This is a genomic window from Pseudomonas fluvialis (assembly GCF_002835605.1).
GTDB lineage: Bacteria > Pseudomonadota > Gammaproteobacteria > Pseudomonadales > Pseudomonadaceae > Aquipseudomonas > Aquipseudomonas fluvialis.
Map to the genome: position 1 here is coordinate 168,199 of NZ_PIYS01000002.1, position 14,737 is coordinate 182,935.

Sequence of the window (14,737 nt, forward strand, 5' to 3'; positions counted from 1 at the left end):
CGGGATTATGACGACAGCATTGATAGAGCATGCCTTTTCGCGACAGCTAGCCGTGCTTGGCCTGTGCAGCCTGCTGCTGGCCGGCTGTGCGGGCAAGCAAAGCGGGACGGTACAGGTGGTCGATCGCTCGCCAGGTCATGCCGCACAGAGTCGGCAACCCGTAACCCAGGGGCAGTATGTGGTGCAGCGTGGCGATACCCTGTATTCCATCGCTTTTCGTTTCGGCTGGGACTGGAAGGCCCTGGCGGCACGCAACCAGATCGCGCCTCCTTATCTGATTCGCCCTGGACAAGTCATTCGTTTCGATGGGCAACAGGCTGCGCCGCAAATTGTACGCACGGCGCCACCGGTCATCCCCAGGAATCCACCGGTAGTCAGCCAGCCGCCGCGTGTCGTACCGCCTGTGTCTGCCCCCGTGGTGGTTGCTCCGCCTCCCGCAAGCAAACCGCCGAGCCCACCGGTTGCCCCTCCAAAGGTCGTAGGCGGGTGGGCCTGGCCGGCTAGTGGCGCGGTTCTCAGCCGTTTTGCCTCAAACGGCAGTTTGAATAAAGGAATTGATATCGCTGGTGAATTGGGCCAGCCTGTTTTGGCTGCTTCTGATGGCTCGGTGGTATACGCCGGCAGCGGTTTGCGCGGATATGGCGAACTGGTGATCATCAAGCACAACGATATCTACGTGAGCGCCTACGGACATAACCGCAGGCTCTTGGTGAAGGAGGGGCAAAGGGTCAAGGCCGGGCAAGCCATTGCTGAAATGGGTTCCACAGGAACCGACCGGGTGAAGCTGCACTTCGAGATTCGCCGCCAGGGCAAACCTGTAGACCCCTTGCAGTACCTGCCACGTCGTTGACCTTCAAGGTCTGCCAGATTCAACACACGCCAGCTATACGGGGTTAAGGGCGTGTCGATGCGGAGACAACCGCACAGATCCTAGCTTCACTTTTGCCACGCACGCAGGGGACGGGCCTGCCGCTGTCACGGAAGAGCAGCGCAGGCCGGTTGGACAACTCAGCATGGGGCAACAAACATGGCACTCAAAAAAATAAAAACGCCGGAGTTTGATGTTGACGACGATCTGCTTCTTCTCGAAGCGGAAGACGTCATGAGCGACAGCGAAGCATCGGGCAGCGAAGCCCCCGTATTCGTCAACAAGACACGGGCCACTGCCAGCAGTCAACACAAGTACATTGATTACAGCCGCGCATTGGACGCCACCCAGCTGTATCTCAATGAAATTGGCTTTTCCCCTCTGCTCAGTGCCCAGGAAGAAGTGCACTTCGCACGCCTGGCGCAGAAAGGCGATCCGGCCGGCCGCAAGCGCATGATTGAAAGCAACTTGCGCCTGGTGGTGAAAATTTCCCGGCGCTATATCAATCGTGGCTTATCGCTGCTCGACCTGATCGAGGAAGGCAACCTGGGCCTGATTCGTGCCGTGGAGAAGTTCGATCCCGAGCGGGGTTTCCGTTTCTCCACCTATGCCACCTGGTGGATTCGCCAGACCATAGAGCGCGCCATCATGAATCAGACGCGCACGATTCGCCTGCCTATCCATGTGGTCAAGGAACTAAATGTCTACCTGCGAGCCGCTCGTGAGCTGACGCAGAAGCTTGATCATGAGCCATCACCCGAAGAAATCGCCAACCTGTTGGAAAAACCGGTGGCGGAGGTCAAGCGTATGCTCGGGCTCAATGAGCGAGTGAGCTCGGTGGATGTATCGATCGGGCCGGACTCGGACAAGACGCTGCTCGATACCCTGACGGATGAGCGTCCCAGTGATCCCTGTGAGTTGCTGCAGGGAGATGATCTCAACGCCAGTATCGATCAATGGCTGGGCGAGCTGAGTGAGAAACAGCGCGATGTGGTGGTGCGTCGTTTCGGTTTGCGTGGTCATGAAAGTGCCACGCTGGAAGAGGTCGGGCGTGAAATTGGCCTGACGCGTGAGCGCGTCCGGCAGATCCAGGTCGAAGCGCTCAAACGTATGCGGGAAATCTTCGAGGCCAACGGCCTTTCCAGCGATGCACTATTCCAGTAGCGATCACCCTGCTGCTCGCTGAGCGGCAGGGCAAATAGCTGAAATTCCGGAAAAAAGTGCTGCGCAGGGCTTCGCCAATGGCGCGACTGCTGCTATCATGCGCGCCGTTCGGGAAGATGCCGGAGTGGTCGAACGGGACGGATTCGAAATCCGTTGTGTCAGCAATGGCACCTAGGGTTCAAATCCCTATCTTCCCGCCATATAAACAAAACCCCCGGTGATTTTTCACCGGGGTTTTTGTTTATATGGCACTTGCGAAAGACTCTGCGTTAAGCGTGCCGTTCTACACACTTACTTTTTCAGCTCATAGGCACACAGGCTTACCGTTGTCGCCAGATTGAGTGATTCGATCGCGCCACAACCAGCGATGGTGAAGGGGCGGGCGTAGAGGGATGTCAGCTGTTCGCGGGGAACGCCGCGCGCCTCGTTGCCGAACAGATAGCAGTCGAAGCGGGCAAAGGCTGGCGACTGCACCGGCTCGCCTTGCATGTCCAGGCAGGCAATGCGTGGGAATCGACTGGCCAGAGATTCCAAGTTTACCTCCAGCTCCAGGGGAACATGAAAAATAGCCCCCATGCTGGCGCGAACCACCTTGGGGTTGTAGGGGTCGACGCTGCCGGGGCTGAGCAGGCAGCGGAAACCGCCGAACCAGGCCAACGTGCGCAAGATGGTGCCAAGGTTGCCCGGATCCTGGATTTCGTGCAGGTAGACGGCCCGTGTAGGCGTAGTCGCCGCCGTTGTTGTCAGTGCTGCCATGGGCACCACGGCGAGAATGCCTTGTGGTGTATGGGTGTCGGCGATCTGCGCCATCTGTCGTTCGCTGATCAGTTGGGTCTTGAACGGGCTTTCCCAGTGCTGATAGGCGGCGGTGACATAGAGCTGGCTGGCGAGCAACGCAGGGTTGCGCGCTGCGGCCTTATGTAGCTCCAGCAGCAGGTGCTCGCCCTCTACCAGGAAGTGGCCGAATTCGGCGCGGTACTTCTTCTGCTGCAGCTTCTTGATGTCGTCGAGTTTCATTGCGGGCTGTGCTCGGCCAGCATCGAACGAGCTATCGCTTCGGCCACCTTGATGCCATCTACCCCCGCCGAGAGGATGCCGCCGGCGTAGCCGGCACCCTCGCCGGCCGGGTACAGGCCCTTGAGGTTGAGGCTTTGCAGGGTCTCGTTGTCACGGGTGATGCGCACCGGCGACGAGGTGCGGGTTTCGATGCCGGTGAGTACCGCGTCGTCCCGGTCGAAGCCACGGATCTGTTTGCCGAAGGCCGGCAGTGCCTCGCGAATGGCCTCGATGGCGTAGTCAGGCAGCGACGCTGCCAGGTCGCCGAGGCGCACGCCGGGTTTGTAGGAAGGTTCCACCTCGCCCAGTTCGCTCGATGGCACACCGCGAATGAAATCGCCGACCAGTTGCGCCGGTGCGCAGTAGTCACGCCCACCCAGTTCATAGGCGCGCGACTCCAGGCGCTCCTGGAACTCCACGCCGGCCAGCGGGCCGCCGGGGAAGTCCTGTTCCGGGTTGATGCCGACGACGATGCCGGCGTTGGCGTTGCGCTCGTTGCGTGAGTACTGGCTCATGCCGTTGGTTACCACGCGTTCCGGCTCGGAGGTGGCGGCCACCACGGTGCCGCCCGGGCACATGCAGAAGCTGTATACGGCACGACCGTTCTTGGCGTGGTAGACCAGCTTGTAGTCGGCGGCGCCGAGCTCCGGATGGCCGGCGTACTTGCCCAGGCGCGCCTGGTCGATCAGCGATTGCGGGTGCTCGATACGGAAGCCGATGGCGAAGGGCTTGGCCTCGATGAATACGCCCTGGCGGTGCAGCATGCGGAAGGTGTCGCGCGAGCTGTGCCCCAGCGCCAGCACCACATGGCGGCTGCGCAGGGTTTCGCCGTTGGCCAGTACTACGCCTTCGAGTTGACCGTCGTTGATCAGCAGATCAGTCACCTTGCTCTCGAAACGTACTTCGCCGCCGAGGGCAATGATCTCTTCGCGCATGGCCGCCACCACGCCGGTCAGGCGGAAGGTGCCGATATGTGGCTTGCTGACGTACATGATCTCTTCCGGCGCGCCGGCACGGACGAACTCGTGCATCACCTTGCGGCCGTAGAACTTCGGGTCCTTGATCTGGCTGTACAGCTTGCCGTCGGAGAACAGGCCAGCACCACCCTCGCCAAACTGCACGTTGGACTCGGCAGTCAGGGTTTTCTTGCGCCAGAGTGCCCAGGTGTCCTTGGTGCGCCGGCGCACATCCTTGCCGCGCTCCAAGACGATCGGCTTGAAACCCATCTGCGCCAGCAGCAGCGCGGCGAACAACCCGCAGGGGCCGAAACCCACCACGATAGGGCGCTCGCTCAGGCCGGCCGGCGCCTGGCCGACCGGGTAGTAATTCGTGTCCGGTGCCGGGCGAACGTGCGGGTCGTCGGCGAAGCGCGCCAGCACACTCGCCTCGTCGCGCACTTCCAGGTCGATGATGTAGATGAACAGGATCACGCTGTTCTTCTTGCGCGCGTCGTAGCTGCGCTTGAATACACTGAAGTTCAGCAGCTCGGCGGCGGAGATGCCCAGGCGGCGGGCAATGGCCTGGGGCAATTCATCAGCAGCATGATCGAGGGGCAGGGACAGCTCGGTGAGGCGAATCATGGGGAAATCCTGGCCGGTGACTCCGGCAAAGGAGAATAGAAAGGGTGGGAGGTCGCGATTGTACCTGTGCTCCGGCAGGCTGTCAGGCGGGCTCAGCGCCGGGCATTTAGCCCATGGGCGATTATCCGCTTATAATTGCCGCCAATTTGCCTGCAACACGAACCTGTTCTGAATTTCTCAGGGCATGTGTTGCCCATTTCCGCATTGTCCGGTCGTCCCCATGAAACGCTCCAAAAGCAGTAGCCGCTGGCTGAATGAACACGTCAACGATCCTTATGTGAAACGCGCACAGAAGGACGGTTATCGCTCGCGCGCCAGTTACAAACTGATCGAGCTGAACGACAAGGACAAGCTGATCCGCCCGGGCATGCTGGTCATGGATCTGGGATCGGCGCCAGGAGGTTGGTCACAGGTGGCTGGCAAGATCGTCGGTGATCATGGTCGGGTCATCGCCAGCGATATCCTGCCAATGGACCCGCTGGACAACGTCGACTTCATCCAGGGCGACTTCACCGATGAAGCTGTGTTTCAGCAGATCCTCGCCAAGCTCAATGGTCGCCAGCCGGACCTGATCATTTCCGATATCGCGCCCAACATCAGTGGCGTGGCAGCGGCCGACCAGGCCGCTTCGATGTACCTGGTCGAACTGACCCTGGACATGGTACGTCAGGTACTCAAGCCGGGTGGCAACTACGCGGTCAAGGTCTTCCAGGGCGAGGGTTCTGACGAATTTCTGCGCGATGTGCGCAGCTCTTTCGAGAAGGTGATGATTCGCAAGCCAGAGGCTTCACGCCCACGTTCGCGTGAGGTGTATCTGGTCGCGAAAGGCTTCAAGGGCTGACGCGCGGTAGTCACTAAAAACTGTTGCTGTTGCGCTGCGCCCGGCTCAGAGACGTTCCTGCAGGGCCAGCAGGAGTTCCTGGATTTTCGCTTCGTCGCGCTTGTAGTAGGTCCAAGGGCCGATGCGCTGTGAGCTGACCAGTTGCGCGCGTTGCAGGATGGTCAGGTAGTTGGAGGTGGTGGACTGCGAGAGTCCGATCTTCTCCTGAATGATGCTCACGCAAACACCTATCTGTTGCGGATCGACTTCCTGTTCAGGGAAGTTCTTGCGCGGCTCCTTGAGCAGGCTGAGGATGGCCAGGCGGGTAGGGTTGTCTAGCGCCTTCAGCGCTTCGCTAACATCGATAGTCATGGGGGCAGGGGCCGCTGCGGGTCTGTTCGGTGGATGAAATACTCCGGCAGGTTGCCTGATCGCAGGAGGCTTGCCGGCAATCCGCCGGACGCATGCTGCGCAGGGCGGGTTGCCGGCGATCTTACGATATTTTTCCGCTCGTTCGCTGGCTGTCGTGCGCAGAAGCCACGCGGCGTCTAGCCGGTGTAACGCGGGTAGTCGGTGTAGCCCTGTGCCGTGCCGCCGTACATGCTGGCACTGTCCAGCGCATTGAGCGGCCAGCCATTGGCGATGCGCGTTGGCAGGTCGGGATTGGCGATGAAAGAACGACCGAAGCCGATCAGGTCGGCCCAGCCGGCTTCAATGGCCGCTGCTGCACGTGGTGCATCGTAGCGCCCGGCATACAGGATGCGCCCGCTGAACGCCCGCCGTACTGCCCAGCGGAAGCTCTCCGGCAGTTCCTCGGCGCCTTCCCAGTCCGCTTCGGCCAGCGACAGGTAGGCGATACCCAGCTCCTCCAGATGCCGTATGGCGGCCAGGTAGGTGGCCTGGGGATCATCCTCTACCAACCCCAGATAGACGCGTTCCTCGTCGGTGCTGCTAAACAGCGGCGCGAAACGCACACCGAGGCGTTGTGGACCGACGACCTCGGCGACTGCCTGGGTGATCTCGCGGAGAAAGCGCAGGCGATTGTCCAGTGATCCGCCGTACTCATCGCTGCGCTGGTTGCTGTGGGCGGAGATGAACTGGTTGACCAGATAGCCATTGGCACAGTGCAGCTCTACACCGTCGAAGCCAGCCTGCAGGGCATTGCGCGCCGCTTGTGCATAGTACTGGACCAGTTCGCGTACCTCGGCGGTAGTCAGTTCGCGGGGCATCGAGGGCTCACTGAGCATGCCGCTACCCGGCGCGGTTTCAATGAACACCTTGACCTGACTGGCGGGAATCGCCGAAGGCGCTACCGGTGCCTGACCCTCGGGTTGCAAGGCAGTGTGGGAAACCCGGCCAACATGCCAGAGTTGGGCAAAGATCACGCCGCCGGCGCCATGCACGGCACGGGTAACCTTTTGCCAGCCGGCAATCTGTTCGGTGCTGTGGATGCCGGGTGTCCAGGCGTAGCCCTGGCCACGTGGCTCGATCTGTGTACCTTCGCTGACCATGAAACCCGCACTACTGCGTTGCTGGTAGTACTCGGCCATCAATTCGTTGGCGATATTGCCGGGCTGTGCGCTGCGCGAGCGAGTCAGCGGAGGCAGGACGATGCGATTACGCAGGGTGTAGGGGCCCAACTGCAGAGGAGTGAAGAGTGCAGGAAAGTGGCTCATATTAATCTTGATATCTCGAAAAATATATTTAATGGCGTGGAAAGCGGCTGGTCAGCCCAGCCGGCCTATCCAGGCTGATGCAACCGTCAAGGCGCCGGCATAATAATCGTCAAATCGAGAAATGCAAATATACAGAATTGTCAGCAACAATGCTGTCGGTAAGCACCCAGACGTCGCTTGGCATGACGGCGGCTGACTATACCTGGCTGGTTGCTGGCGAATGATCTTGTGCGGTGGCCCGTGCTGTGGCCTCTGGGCAACCAGGAGGGTGAGCCGGCAGGTTAAACAACGAAAACCCCGCCACACGGCTGTGGCGGGGGCACGGGACGGTCTCCGATCAGTCGTCCATCTGGTCCTTGAGAATGGCACCGGTGCTGGCGTCCAGCTCCATGTCCCACTGCACGCCTTTCTCGTCGCGCAGCTCTACCTGGTAGACATAGCGACCGTACTCTTCTTCGAGTTCGGTCTCTTCGACGTTGGCGCCCGGGTGCTTGGCCAGTGCCGCCGCATTGAGTTTTTCAAAGGACTGGATGGTGCCGGCATCGCGCAGACGCAGCGCTTCGTCCGGACCGAGGTCGCGGGCCTGGGCCAGGCCGGCGGTGGCGATCAGCAGGGTGGTGGTAAACAGGGTAGTCAGCTTGTTCATGACAGGTTCCTCATTGGCTGGATGTTGCGTTTCAGTGAGGACAGCTTAGCCATACTGGCTGAATTCAAGCTGAATATACGGCCCAGTGCTTGGCGTAATGCTGTGCTAGCGTTGCTGTAGCGGCCAGGGTGGCCGTCATCACGGAGCAGGAGGTGCAGGATGCACAAGATCATGCAGGGGCTGATGCTGTTATGGCTGGGCGGCCAGGCGCTGGCCGGAGAGGAACCGGCGTTGCAGTGGCAGCGCGATGTGCAGGCGCAAGAGCAGGCCGCATCACGGCAAACCGATTTCAATACGTATAACTACCAGCCGCGACCGGCTGTTAATCGCATGCAGCCGCCAGCGCGCCTGCCGGTCGCGGCCAAGCCGGCACCGCCGCGCTGGGTCAAGCAGCAGGCCAAGGTCTACTGGCAGCAGCATGACCGCAGTCGCCAGGTCTTTACCGCGCATTGGCGCAGTCAGGATGGCTGGATCGACTACGCCTCGGTGTGTGCCAACTACCGTGCCGGGTCCTTGAGTTATCGTGACTGCCGCAAGGCAGCCAAACGTTATTTCGTCGAGCGTTGCAAAGCGGGGAAGGGGGCCGGCTACTGTCATGCCGAGAATAACTTTTTCCTCTGACCCGACCTTGGTCGAGGGCGACGGGCAGCCTGCGCAACAGGCATGATGTCCAAGACTTTCTTTTTGGATGGCCGCATGACCGCCCACCTAGCCTGGCAAATATTTACCTCGCGCGAAGCCTGTCTGACACAGTTGGCCGACGATCTCGGGCGTCTGCTGCGTGCAGCGCAGCAGGAACAGGATATGGTCAGTCTGTTGCTGCCCGGGGGCAGTTCGCCAGCCGCATTGTTGCCATTGCTGGCCGAGCAGGAGCTGGACTGGCGTGCGCTGCGTATCAGTCCGACCGACGAGCGCTGGGTGGCGGCGGATGCGCCACAGAGCAACTGGCGGCTACTGTACAGCGGCTTGCCACAGGCCTTTGTGCTGGATCCTCGACAGGCCGAGCATATCGAACAGGCAGCACAGAACTGGGGAGAGCAGCTGGCTAGTTGGGCGCCCTTCAGTGCGGTGTTGCTGGGCATGGGTGAAGACGGTCATGTGGCCTCGCTGTTTCCTCCGTTGGATGATCAGACCGCCTGCGGCGAGGCGGCCTGCATCAGCCTCGCCGCGCAGCCGCCTGTGCAGCGCATAAGCCTGCAGCTGGGCTTGCTGTTACGCAGCCAGTGGCTGGGCCTGCTGGCGTTCGGCACGGCCAAGCAACGCTTGTTGCAGCAGATTCAGGCCCGGCCGCAGTGTTATGCCGCGTTGCCGATTACCCGTCTGTTGGCGGCCAGTGATCGTCCACTGACAGTCTACTGGGCACCCTGACGGGTTACACTGGGCCTCTCGCCAGCCTTGGGAAAGAGCATGTTGAATCCCCACGTCGAGCAGATCACTGCGGCCATTGAGCTGCGCTCCCAGGCGCGGCGCAGTGCTTACCTGCAGCGCATGCAGGGGGCCCGCGAGCGACCCAGGCCGCAGGCGCTGGGCTGCTCCAACCTGGCCCATGCCCTGGCTGCGCAGAATGAATCGGCCCGGTTGATCATGCGCCAGGGGCGCTCCGCGCATATCGGCATAGTGTCCAGCTACAACGACCTGCTGTCGGCGCATGCCCCGTTGCGCGAGTATCCCGAGCAACTCAAGGCGACCCTGCTCGGCCTGGGGGCCAGCGCCCAGTTTGCCGCCGGTGTGCCAGCGATGTGTGATGGCATTACCCAGGGTGAGGCGGGCATGCAGCTATCGCTGTTCTCTCGCGACCTGATCGCCCAGGCAGCCGCCATTGGCTTGAGCCACGGCATCTTTGATGGCGCGCTGTACCTCGGGGTCTGCGACAAGATTGTTCCTGGCCTGCTGATTGGCGCACTGCACTTCGGCTACCTGCCGGCACTGTTCGTGCCAGCGGGTCCTATGGCGTCCGGCTTGCCGAACAAGGCCAAGGCCGACGTGCGTCAGCGTTATGCGCGTGGCGAAGCCTCCCGCGAAGAACTGCTTGAAGCGGAGCTGGCGGCTTACCATGGCGCAGGCACCTGCACCTTTTACGGTACGGCCAACAGCAATCAGTTGCTGATGGAGGCTATGGGGCTGCATGTGCCGGGCAGTGCCTTTGTGCCGCCAGACTCGCCGTTGCGTGGGGCGCTGACCGACGAAGCCGCACGCCTGATCGTGCACAACAGCCGCCATGGCGCGCGCCCCTTGCCGTTGGCTGAAATGCTTGATGCGCGGGTGCTGGTCAATGGCGTGGTGGCCTGGCTGGCCAGTGGCGGATCGACCAACCACTGCCTGCACTTGCCGGCGATTGCCCGCGCTGCCGGTTATGAGCTGCGCTGGGAAGATATTGCCGCCCTGTCCAAGGTGGTGCCATTGCTGGCGCGCATTTACCCCAATGGTGCTGCTGATGTGAACCAGTTTCAGGCCGCCGGTGGCCCGGCCTGGCTGCTCGGCGAGCTGCTCGATGGGGGCCTGCTGCACGGCGACGTCGCCACCGTCGCCGGGCACGGCTTGCAGGACTATTGTCGTGAACCCTGGCTGGCGGCAGGGCGTCTGGCCTGGCGTGAATTACCCGACACGCCGCCGCCTGCGGATATCCTGCGTCCGTGTACGAGCCCTTTTGCTGACGAAGCAGGCATGCTGCTGCTGCAGGGTAACCTGGGGCGGGCCATGCTCAAGACCAGTGCAGTTGATCCGGCCTACTGGCAAATCTGTGCACCAGCCCGCGTCTTTGCCAGCGAGGCCGCGGTGCTGGAGGCTTATGCCAACGGTGCACTACAAGGTGACCTGGTGCTGGTGGTGCGCTTCCAGGGACCGCGTGCCAATGGCATGCCCGAACTGCACAAGCTGATGCCGCTGCTGGCCAACCTGCAGGCGGCCGGGCAGCGCGTTGCCCTGCTTACCGACGGGCGTCTGTCGGGGGCCTCCGGTCAGGTGCTGGCGGCTTTGCACCTGACTCCGGAAGCGGCAGCCGGTGGCGCATTGGCCCAGGTCGTCGACGGTGACCTGATCAGCCTGGATGCGCACAGCGCTTGCCTGCACCTGCATGTGCCGGATGAGCAACTGGCCGAGCGTTTGCCAGCGCGTGCTGCGGCTGCGTTGGCGAGTGGCTATGGTCTGGAACTGTTTGCCGCCCAGCGACGCCTGGTAGGCCCGGCCGACCAGGGCGCCTGTTGCCCGAACGAGGATGACTGAGATGAGCTTGACGATGGAGCAGGTATTGCAGCGCGCCCGCCCGGTGTTGCCGGTGCTGGTGATCGAGGAAGTTGACCTGGCGCTTGACCTGGCCGCCGCCTTGCAGGCCGGAGGGATAGAGGTGCTTGAAGTCACCCTGCGCACGCCGCGCGCCCTGGAGGCGCTGCAGGCCATTCGCCGGCAGTTTCCCGAGCTGCTGGTGGGCGCGGGGACGCTGATCCATACCGAACAATTTGCCGAGGCCCGTGATGCCGGTGCACAGTTCTGTGTCAGTCCTGGCTGTACCGAGCGCCTGGCCGCGGCGGCGGAAGACTGTGGGTTGCCCTATCTGCCAGGGGTGATGACGCCTTCCGAGGTGCTCCTGGCCCTGGAATACGGCTATCGCTCGCTGAAGCTGTTTCCGGCCAACGGCACCACCAGTGTGAAAATGCTCAAGAGCTTCAAGGGGCCGTTTACCGGCATTCGTTTCTGCCCTACCGGGGGCGTGACAGCCGATAACCTGCTGACCTTCCTGCGCTTGCCGAATGTTGCCTGTGTCGGCGGGACCTGGATTGCCCCGCACAGCCTGGTGCGCGCGCGCGCCTGGGATCAGATCAGCCAGTTGGCTGTGGAGGCCCGGCAACTGGCGGGCAGCCTGGAGGTGCCGGCATGAGTGGCTGGGACTGGGTGGATGCGCCCTTTGTGATCGACCTGCAGGTGCAGGCCGAGGATATCGATGGCCTCGGGCATGCCAACAATGCGGTGTATGTCAGTTGGCTGGAGCGTTGTGCCTGGCGTCATTCGCAAAGCCTGGGGCTGGATCTGGCGGAATACCGACGCCTCGATCGCGCCATGGCGGTGTTGCGCCACGAAATCGATTACCTGGCCAGTGCCTACCAGGGGGACGAACTGCAGCTGGCGACTTGGATCATCGAGTCTGACCAGCGTTTGAAAATGACCCGGCACTTCCAGCTGCGGCGCAGTCGTGATGCCGCCACCCTGTTGCGCGCACGCACCACCTTCGTGTGTATCGAGCTGTCCAGCGGCAGGCCCAAACGCATGCCGCCGGAGTTTGTCGAGGGCTATGGGCGAGCCCTGCTGCCGGCCTAGCCAGGCAAGCCCTGGCTCCTCAGCTGAGCGCAAAAGAACCCGCGCATGGCGGCTAGCCGTTTTGTGCCCAGTTTTGCGGCAGGTTGATGAAGTCGACCAGTTCGCGCAGTCGGCCATGGTCACGGGCGTTGAAGCGAAACGCCAGGCGAATCAGCTCGCAAAACTCCGGCTCATCGCTCTCGCTTTCGCAATAGGCGCGCTGCTGGTAACCGCCCTCGACACACAGGTCGGCAAACTCCTTGTGCAGGGTGGCCAGTGCCGTCTCGCTTAGCGGGTGGTTCATGCGGATCACGAACAGCTCGCGCAGCCAGCGGCTCGAGTGGAAGTTGCGATAGAAACGGGCGATTTCCTGGGTGGCTTCCTCGGCACTGTGTGCCAGGCGCATCAGCTGCAGGTCGCTGGGCAGAATGTAGTGATTGGCCTCCAGTTGCTCGCGCATGAATTGCAGTGCGCCATGCCAGTACTGCCCGCCTGGTTGGTCGAGCAGCACGATGGGCACCAGCGGGCTTTTGCCGGTTTGCACCAGTGTCAGTACTTCCAGGGCCTCGTCGAGGGTGCCGAAGCCGCCCGGGCAGAGCACCATGGCATCGGCCTCCTTGACGAAGAACAGCTTGCGCAGGAAGAAGAAGTGGAATTCCAGCAGGTTGCCGGTGCCGTCCACCACCGCATTGGCGCCCTGTTCAAAGGGCAGGGTGATATTGAATCCCAGGCTGTTTTCGCGTCCGGCACCTTCGTGGGCCGCGGCCATGATGCCGCCGCCCGCGCCGGTAATCACCATCAGGTCCAGCTCGGCCAGATGCCGTCCCAGCTCGCGGGCCAGTTGGTAGAGGGGATGGCTGCCTGGCGTACGGGCTGAGCCGAACACCGTGACCTTACGGCGACGTTTGAACTGTTCCAGGCGGCTGAAGGCCGACTCCATCTCGCGCAGGGTCTGCAACATGATCTTGGCGTCCCAGCGGTTGCGGTCAGCCTGCGCCATGCGCGTCACGCTCAGCAGCATTTCCCGGTATAGCGCCTGGTTGGGGCTGCCCGGCGGGACGGCCAGACTGATCAGCTCATCAAGCTTGCGGTTGAGGTCGACGCCACTGGTCTGGAAGTGGCGCGACAGGTAGTCGTCAGCTTCAAAGGGCATGCGTTTCCTCCTGCGTTATTTCTGGCTTCAGATAGCGATTTGCTCGCCAGGTTCCGGGATGCTCGCGTCCCAGTTCAACTGCTCCTTGAGGGTCTTTTGCAGGGCCTGCATTTTCTCCAGCTCGCCATGTACCAGGTACAGTTCGGGGTGGTGGTCAAAATGGCTGACCCAGTCGATCAGTTGCGCGCGGCCGGCATGCGCGGAGAAACCGCCCAGCGTGTGCACTTTGGCACGCACGGCAAAGCGCTGGTGCAGCACCTTGATGAACTCGGCGCCGTCGACAATGCTGCGGCCCAGCGTGCCGCGGGCCTGGAAGCCCGGAAAAACCACATGGCATTCCTGGCGCCAGATGTTGTGCTTGAAGTGGTGGACGATCCTTCCGCCGGTGCACATGCCGCTGCCGGCGATGATGATCGCGCCGCTCTTGATGCGGTTGATGGCCATCGACTCTTCCGGGGTTGGCGTGCAGCGCAGGATGGGCAGCCAGTCCTCCACGCGCTTGACGTTCTTGGCGCGCAGCATGGCCAGGTCGGCCTCGGCAAACTGGTCATAGTTGCGCGAGTAGATGGCGTTGGCACGAATCGCCATGGGGCTGTCGAGGAATACGGCCTGCTGCGGCAAACGGCCTTCCTGGTAGAAACGCCCAAGGTGGTAGATCAGGTCCTGGGTACGGCCAACCGCGAAGGACGGAATCAGCACATTGCCACCATCGCGATGAGCTTGCTGGAGGATTTCAGCCAGTTCGTCGAGGGTGGCCTCGCTGCAGCGATGGTCACGGTCGCCGTAGGTTGATTCCATCAGTACCAGGTCGGCACGCTTGAGTGTCTTGGGGTTACGCATCAGCGGCGAACAGGTGTTGCCCAGGTCGCCGGAGAACACCACGTGACGCGTCAGGTGGTGGTCGTGGATCTCTACTTCGACGATGGCCGAACCGAGGATGTGCCCGGCATCGTGGTAGGTGATGCTGACCCCGGGGGCGACTTCGGTGGCCTGTTCGTAGGGAAGGGGGCGGCGAGCCTTGAGGGTCTTCTCGGCATCCAGCGTGGTGTACAGCGGCACCACCGGGGGCTTGCCACTGCGTGCGCGCCACTTGTTTTCCCACTCGGCGTCATGCTCCTGGATATGCGCCGAGTCGAGCAGCATCAGTTCGAGCAGTTCGCAGGTGGCTTCGGTGGCATAGATGGGGCCGTTGTAGCCGCTGGCTACCAGGCGCGGCAGCAGCCCGCTGTGGTCGAGGTGAGCGTGCGAAATCACCACCGCCTGCAGGCTGGCAGGGTCGAAGGGGAAGGGCGCACGGTTGCCTTCCACATCTTCGCGGCGCCCCTGGCGCATGCCGCATTCCAGCAGCACCTTGGCGCCGTCGCGGCTTTCGATCAGGTAGCAGGAGCCGGTTACCTGTTGGATGGCTCCGAGAAAGGTCAGCAAGGCCATGCGTGTTCTCCGTCATGTATTTCTGCTGCAGCTTGCCAGAGTGTGGCAGGCCG

At 62.1% G+C, this 14,737-nt stretch carries 15 protein-coding genes and 1 tRNA gene; 9 read left to right on the plus strand and 7 right to left on the minus strand.

Annotation, left to right across the window (positions count from 1 at the left end; translation table 11 throughout):
* The first annotated feature begins 7 nt into the window (after nt 1–7).
* From CW360_RS01465 to CW360_RS01475, 3 genes are all read left to right on the plus strand, one after another.
* Nucleotides 8–850 (plus strand): peptidoglycan DD-metalloendopeptidase family protein, encoded by an 843-nt coding sequence (locus CW360_RS01465; RefSeq protein WP_101192490.1) that lies wholly within the window; start codon nt 8–10, stop codon nt 848–850.
* A 177-nt stretch (nt 851–1,027) separates the two neighbouring features.
* On the plus strand, nt 1,028–2,032 hold the full coding sequence (rpoS, locus tag CW360_RS01470) for an RNA polymerase sigma factor RpoS (RefSeq protein ID WP_101192491.1): 1,005 nt from the start codon (nt 1,028–1,030) through the stop codon (nt 2,030–2,032).
* A 110-nt stretch (nt 2,033–2,142) separates the two neighbouring features.
* Nucleotides 2,143–2,232 (plus strand) — tRNA-Ser (locus CW360_RS01475).
* A 91-nt stretch (nt 2,233–2,323) separates the two neighbouring features.
* On the opposite strand, the gene CW360_RS01480 is transcribed toward CW360_RS01475, so the two are convergent.
* Complete coding sequence (locus CW360_RS01480; RefSeq protein WP_101192492.1) at nt 2,324–3,049, minus strand: TrmH family RNA methyltransferase; 726 nt, start codon at nt 3,047–3,049, stop codon at nt 2,324–2,326.
* Entirely contained in the window at nt 3,046–4,668 is a 1,623-nt protein-coding gene (locus tag CW360_RS01485; protein WP_101192493.1) for an NAD(P)/FAD-dependent oxidoreductase, read from the minus strand. Before CW360_RS01485 ends, CW360_RS01480 begins: the two co-directional genes overlap by 4 nt.
* A gap of 220 nt (nt 4,669–4,888) precedes the next feature.
* Here CW360_RS01485 and rlmE point away from each other — a divergent pair, with 220 nt between their 5' ends.
* Nucleotides 4,889–5,509: a 23S rRNA (uridine(2552)-2'-O)-methyltransferase RlmE gene (rlmE, locus tag CW360_RS01490; RefSeq protein ID WP_093985349.1), complete on the plus strand. Its 621-nt coding sequence runs from the start codon at nt 4,889–4,891 to the stop codon at nt 5,507–5,509.
* Nucleotides 5,510–5,554: 45 nt separating this feature from the next.
* Here rlmE and CW360_RS01495 read toward each other — a convergent pair whose 3' ends face one another.
* The 3 genes from CW360_RS01495 to CW360_RS01505 form a co-directional block, all read right to left on the minus strand.
* Nucleotides 5,555–5,860 (minus strand): ArsR/SmtB family transcription factor, encoded by a 306-nt coding sequence (locus CW360_RS01495; protein WP_093985348.1) that lies wholly within the window; start codon nt 5,858–5,860, stop codon nt 5,555–5,557.
* A 176-nt stretch (nt 5,861–6,036) separates the two neighbouring features.
* Nucleotides 6,037–7,164: an alkene reductase gene (locus CW360_RS01500; RefSeq protein ID WP_101192494.1), complete on the minus strand. Its 1,128-nt coding sequence runs from the start codon at nt 7,162–7,164 to the stop codon at nt 6,037–6,039.
* A 337-nt stretch (nt 7,165–7,501) separates the two neighbouring features.
* Nucleotides 7,502–7,810 (minus strand): PepSY domain-containing protein, encoded by a 309-nt coding sequence (locus CW360_RS01505; RefSeq protein WP_101192495.1) that lies wholly within the window; start codon nt 7,808–7,810, stop codon nt 7,502–7,504.
* A gap of 159 nt (nt 7,811–7,969) precedes the next feature.
* Between CW360_RS01505 and CW360_RS01510 the strand changes: the two genes are divergently transcribed.
* From CW360_RS01510 to CW360_RS01530, 5 genes are all read left to right on the plus strand, one after another.
* Nucleotides 7,970–8,431, plus strand: coding sequence for a hypothetical protein (locus tag CW360_RS01510; protein ID WP_101192496.1), 462 nt, complete (start codon nt 7,970–7,972; stop codon nt 8,429–8,431).
* Between the two features lie 75 nt (nt 8,432–8,506).
* Nucleotides 8,507–9,178: a 6-phosphogluconolactonase gene (locus CW360_RS01515; RefSeq protein ID WP_157825242.1), complete on the plus strand. Its 672-nt coding sequence runs from the start codon at nt 8,507–8,509 to the stop codon at nt 9,176–9,178.
* A gap of 42 nt (nt 9,179–9,220) precedes the next feature.
* Nucleotides 9,221–11,032: a phosphogluconate dehydratase gene (gene edd / locus CW360_RS01520; protein WP_392529422.1), complete on the plus strand. Its 1,812-nt coding sequence runs from the start codon at nt 9,221–9,223 to the stop codon at nt 11,030–11,032.
* Between the two features lies 1 nt (nt 11,033).
* A complete protein-coding gene (locus CW360_RS01525; RefSeq protein ID WP_093985342.1) occupies nt 11,034–11,684 on the plus strand; it encodes a bifunctional 4-hydroxy-2-oxoglutarate aldolase/2-dehydro-3-deoxy-phosphogluconate aldolase in 651 nt (216 codons plus the stop codon).
* Nucleotides 11,681–12,121, plus strand: a complete 441-nt coding sequence (locus CW360_RS01530) for an acyl-CoA thioesterase (RefSeq protein WP_101192499.1) — start codon at nt 11,681–11,683, stop codon at nt 12,119–12,121. Before CW360_RS01525 ends, CW360_RS01530 begins: the two co-directional genes overlap by 4 nt.
* A 52-nt stretch (nt 12,122–12,173) precedes the next feature.
* On the opposite strand, the gene CW360_RS01535 is transcribed toward CW360_RS01530, so the two are convergent.
* Both CW360_RS01535 and CW360_RS01540 read right to left on the minus strand, forming a co-directional pair.
* Entirely contained in the window at nt 12,174–13,253 is a 1,080-nt protein-coding gene (locus CW360_RS01535) for an LOG family protein (RefSeq protein ID WP_093985340.1), read from the minus strand.
* Nucleotides 13,254–13,280: 27 nt separating this feature from the next.
* Complete coding sequence (locus CW360_RS01540; protein WP_101192500.1) at nt 13,281–14,684, minus strand: MBL fold metallo-hydrolase RNA specificity domain-containing protein; 1,404 nt, start codon at nt 14,682–14,684, stop codon at nt 13,281–13,283.
* Nucleotides 14,685–14,737 lie beyond the last annotated feature (53 nt).

Bases quoted from the DNA above. Each gene is read 5' to 3' on its own strand.
- CW360_RS01500 (WP_101192494.1), bottom strand. From the start codon at position 7,164: ATGAGCCACTTTCCTGCACTCTTCACTCCTCTGCAGTTGGGCCCCTAC.
- CW360_RS01485 (WP_101192493.1), bottom strand. From the start codon at position 4,668: ATGATTCGCCTCACCGAGCTGTCCCTGCCCCTCGATCATGCTGCTGAT.
- CW360_RS01505 (WP_101192495.1), bottom strand. From the start codon at position 7,810: ATGAACAAGCTGACTACCCTGTTTACCACCACCCTGCTGATCGCCACC.
- rpoS (WP_101192491.1), top strand. From the start codon at position 1,028: ATGGCACTCAAAAAAATAAAAACGCCGGAGTTTGATGTTGACGACGAT.
- CW360_RS01480 (WP_101192492.1), bottom strand. From the start codon at position 3,049: ATGAAACTCGACGACATCAAGAAGCTGCAGCAGAAGAAGTACCGCGCC.
- CW360_RS01465 (WP_101192490.1), top strand. From the start codon at position 8: ATGACGACAGCATTGATAGAGCATGCCTTTTCGCGACAGCTAGCCGTG.
- CW360_RS01535 (WP_093985340.1), bottom strand. From the start codon at position 13,253: ATGCCCTTTGAAGCTGACGACTACCTGTCGCGCCACTTCCAGACCAGT.
- CW360_RS01495 (WP_093985348.1), bottom strand. From the start codon at position 5,860: ATGACTATCGATGTTAGCGAAGCGCTGAAGGCGCTAGACAACCCTACC.
- CW360_RS01515 (WP_157825242.1), top strand. From the start codon at position 8,507: ATGACCGCCCACCTAGCCTGGCAAATATTTACCTCGCGCGAAGCCTGT.
- CW360_RS01510 (WP_101192496.1), top strand. From the start codon at position 7,970: ATGCACAAGATCATGCAGGGGCTGATGCTGTTATGGCTGGGCGGCCAG.
- CW360_RS01525 (WP_093985342.1), top strand. From the start codon at position 11,034: ATGAGCTTGACGATGGAGCAGGTATTGCAGCGCGCCCGCCCGGTGTTG.
- CW360_RS01540 (WP_101192500.1), bottom strand. From the start codon at position 14,684: ATGGCCTTGCTGACCTTTCTCGGAGCCATCCAACAGGTAACCGGCTCC.
- CW360_RS01530 (WP_101192499.1), top strand. From the start codon at position 11,681: ATGAGTGGCTGGGACTGGGTGGATGCGCCCTTTGTGATCGACCTGCAG.
- rlmE (WP_093985349.1), top strand. From the start codon at position 4,889: ATGAAACGCTCCAAAAGCAGTAGCCGCTGGCTGAATGAACACGTCAAC.